This is a genomic window from Actinocrinis sp., assembly GCF_035946395.1.
Taxonomy (GTDB): domain Bacteria; phylum Actinomycetota; class Actinomycetes; order Streptomycetales; family Catenulisporaceae; genus Actinocrinis.
On sequence record NZ_DASYZI010000117.1, the window covers coordinates 1 to 3,847 of the forward strand.

At 65.4% G+C, this 3,847-nt stretch carries 3 protein-coding genes and 1 pseudogene; 3 read left to right on the forward strand and 1 reads right to left on the reverse strand.

Going from position 1 to position 3,847, the window contains the following annotated elements; genetic code table 11:
- Window positions 1-438 precede the first annotated feature (438 nt).
- From VGS97_RS07515 to VGS97_RS07525, 3 genes are read left to right on the forward strand one after another with little or no spacing between them, the layout of a single operon-like run.
- A complete protein-coding gene (locus tag VGS97_RS07515) occupies window positions 439-1,107 on the forward strand; it encodes a TnsA-like heteromeric transposase endonuclease subunit (RefSeq protein WP_326852526.1) in 669 nt (222 codons plus the stop codon).
- Window positions 1,108-1,163: 56 nt separating this feature from the next.
- Window positions 1,164-3,182, forward strand: a complete 2,019-nt coding sequence (locus VGS97_RS07520; RefSeq protein WP_326852527.1) for a Mu transposase C-terminal domain-containing protein — start codon at window positions 1,164-1,166, stop codon at window positions 3,180-3,182.
- Entirely contained in the window at window positions 3,179-3,766 is a 588-nt protein-coding gene (locus tag VGS97_RS07525) for a hypothetical protein (RefSeq protein ID WP_326852528.1), read from the forward strand. The genes VGS97_RS07520 and VGS97_RS07525 overlap by 4 nt, the downstream gene beginning before the upstream one ends.
- Here VGS97_RS07525 and VGS97_RS07530 read toward each other — a convergent pair.
- Window positions 3,751-3,847, reverse strand: a pseudogene (locus VGS97_RS07530) (ISAzo13-like element transposase-related protein); the annotation flags it as partial. The gene VGS97_RS07525 and the pseudogene VGS97_RS07530 sit on opposite strands and share 16 nt — an antisense overlap.

A 3,847-nucleotide genomic window follows, 5' to 3' on the forward strand; every position in this document is an offset into this window, starting at 1 on the left:
CCGCCGTTACCAGCGACGCACGTGCGAGCAGGGACAGGCCATGAGCACTGACCCGGGCTACACCGCCGACATCGACACACTCGTCAACGCTCGGCCCTCCTCCCGGTGCAACCACTCAAAGCGAGCGACCTCGTGCCGCACGGGCCTCCCGCAAATGTAGGCACTACCGACCAGGCTCAACCCGGTCGGCAACCCACGACAACTTGCGAACGAGGCCCCGGCCCTATCAACCCGGCTGACCTTCATACCGTCTAGGTGCTCCGTCTAGGTTCGCAATTGGGATGTCGTGTTCTCATTCACGCTTTCGTGTGATTGTCGGATACGACAGTTTTCTGCGACGTTCTGGTCATGGGAGAGGGAAGCGCGCCGAGTCCGGGGCGGGTTCGTGTGCTCTACCGCTTGGGCAGCGGGGAGCTTGCGGAGACGACGCTTGACCGGATGTCCGGCGACGAGATCGTGGACGGCCTACCGGTGCGGGAGTGCCGGTCGTTCAAGGGTCAGCTGCACTATTCAGGGTGGTATTGGTCAACGTCGGTGAGTCGGCTGGTGGTCTATGAGAGCCGCCTGGAGCTGACGCGGATCATATTGGCCGATTTCGACCCGTCCGTCGTCGGGATCATCGGTCAGCCATTCCGGTTGATCGGCGCAGACGGGTCGCGGATCCGAAGGCATGTCCCGGACTTGTTGCTGACCTCGGCTTCCGGTGGTGTGACCGTTGTCGACGTCAAGCGCGCTGAACTGCGCGACGAACCGAAGGTGCGAGTGCAGTTCGGGTGGACCGAGGCAGTGCTCGCCGCTCGCAGATGGCGGTTCGAGTCGTGGTTCGGGAATCCTCCCTCGTCGCAGGTGGTTGCGAACGTGCGGTTCCTCGCGCGATATCGCCGGGCCGCAACAGTTGAAAGCTCGCTGATCCCCGGTGTGCTTGAGACCGTGGGCGATGGCTCGTCGATCGCTCAGGTCGAGCGTTCACTGGTCGGGCAGGAACTGCTGTTGGTGCGGCCGGTTGTCATGCACCTGCTGTGGACAGGGCGCCTGGTCACAGACCTTGAGCAGCGCCTTGGCCAGGACAGCGTCGTTTCTCTCAAACGCGCGAAGGATGGCTCATGAACAGCCACACCATCGCCGTTTATCCGGGTGCGAACTTCATGTTCGAGGGCGGGCCGGTGGAGGTCACCGCGCTCGAGGGTTCCCGGGTGACGCTGCGGGTGGGGCCGAACTCATGGCGCACGGTCTCATTGACTGCGTTGGTTGCAGACCTCGGGGCGCGCCGGGAGGTGGTAGGCGAACCCGACGCACTCGTGCCGCGGCTCACGGGACTGACAGCGGCCCAGCGCACAGCAGTGAAGCAGAAGGCCGATCACGTGCGCGAGGTGATGACAGGGTACCGATCGGGTGACGAAGCTACGGCCCGGCCCGGGGAACCGCAGGCCGAGTATGAGCCGACGCGATCGCTGACTGCCCGGTACGCGGCTAAGGCTGCCGAGATTGGTGTCACCCAGCGCACCGTCGAACGATGGGTGCGCGCCTACCGGCGCGAGCATGAGGCGGGCTTGGCGGAGAACCGGGGCCGCCGCACCCGCCTGGATCCCCGTTGGGAGGCGATGTGCCGTCAGGTGTTGGCCGAGAACGTCAAGGCATCGACGATGACGGATTCGGCCCGGCTGTTGCTGGTTGAGCAGCGACTGATCGAGCAGTACGGGCTCGGTGAAGTGCGCATCCCATCGACCGCGACCGCGTACCGGCATCTGGCCAGGATCGCGAAGGGCACGGGTGCGCGCTTCGGGTCGGCCAAGGGCCGTCGCTCGATCGCGGACCGTCCGGCTGGGATGTACGGCAGGTTGCGGGCAAGCGGGCCGGGGGAGTACGTCGTCCTCGACACCCAGTCGCTCGATGTCTTCGCGATGGAACCGGTCACACTGCGGTGGCTGCCAGCTCAGTTGACGGTGGCGTTGGACCTGTTCAGTCGGTGCGTGTTGGCCGTGCGGGTCACTCCGGTATCCACCAAAGCGGTGGACGTGGCGGGCTTGCTGTACGAGGCACTGACCCCGAAGACCGCACCGCCGGAGTGGCCGCAACAGGCGTGCTGGCCGTATCACGGCATCCCACTGCACCTAGTGCATACCGAGATCACCGAAGACGAAAGACCGGCCGGCGTGCCGGTATGCCCACCCGAGACACTGGTGATCGACCACGGCAAGGCGTTTCTGTCCGAGCATGTACTAAGCGTGTGCACAAGGCTGGGGATCTCGATCCAGCCAGCTCGCCCTAAGACGCCCACCGACAAGCCGACCGTGGAACGGTTCTTCCGGACGCTGCGCGAGGGCTTGATCCAGTACCTTCCCGGCTACAAGGGACCCGACGTCTACAGCCGCGGGGAGAACGTCGAAGACACAGCGTTCTTCTACCTGCACGAACTCGAAGACGTCATCCGCGAGTGGATCGCGATGGTGTATCACCGGCGGCGGCACTCCGGGCTCGTGATTGCCGACTGGCCGCACACAAGCCTGTTACCAAACGAGATGTACGAGCTCGGGGTCGCCACCTGCGGCCTGCTCCGGCTGCCCCGCTCACCCGGGCTGGTCTACGACTTCCTGCCCTCGGTCTGGTGCACGATCCAACACTACGGCGTGGACGTTGATGGCAACCGATACAACGGCGACGTGTTGGAGCCCTACCGCGACACCGAAAGCCCCTACCGCGGCCGTTACCCAGGCAAGTGGCCGGTCAGGTACAACCCCGAAGATGTACGCACCGCATATTTCCAGGATCCGGCCGACCATCGCTGGTACCCGCTGACGTGGGAGCATGCTGCAGCGCTCGGAGCCCCGATGAGCGCCGAGGCAGCCGCGTATGCACGGCGGCTAGCACTGCGCGAGGGGCGCTGGTCAGACCCGGTGCGCGACCTCGCCGACCTGTTGGCGCGCTGGAACATGGGCATGGTCGCTGACCGGCGGGAGCGACGCATGGCCGCCCGCCTGGCAGCCGAACGCGCCGCTCTGCCATCCATCGACACCGACCAGGAGATGGTCGCGACGTTGCCGACTGCGGCCCGGATCGCAGGGCTGCCGGAGCACGCCGCCGCCGATCTGCCCGAGATCACAGGAGATGACGACGCGCTGGACTGGGATGAGCAAGGCAGCGATGGCGAGTTCTACGCGGACGCATTCGAGGTGCTGGAGTGAGCCGCCGCTACTCGCTGTCCCGTAAGGAGGGATGGCGGCAGTATGTCGACGACCCGCCGCGCGAACGCCCACATCGCCTCACCCGCAAGGAGATCGCCGGTCTGGGCGAACAGGCGCGTCAGGAGTACCACGAACTGCGCGCCGAGTGGCATGCCAACCTGCCGATCGTGCGCACCCCGCAACTCGACGCCACCCACGGCACACTTGACGAGATCGTTTCCAGTAACCGGCACGACGGGGAGCGGGTGCGCCGGGTCGCGGCGATCGACGCGCTGCCGGGGCTGGGCAAGTCCACCATCGCGAACAGTTTCGCCCGTGCCTTCGACCGAGAGCAGATACGCCGACATGGTTCGTTGACCAACGACGGGAACGAGCGGATCCCGGTCGTGTGGGTCGGGCTGAGCGCGAACACGACACTACGCAGCTTGAACCAGAGGATCTGCGAGTTCTACGGACATCCGGCGGCCCGTCGCCGCTCCTCCAACGCCGAGCACCTCGCAGCGTTCGCCCTGGACTGCATCCTAAGGGCTCAGCGTGAATCAATGACTCCTGGTTCGGGTGTGTCGGTTGGGTTGAGGGTGTAGTTCCAGTCGCCGTGCCAGTCGTGGCGGGTGATCGGTAGGGCCTTGATGACCTTGTCAGGGATCTTGATGCCGGTGGGGTAG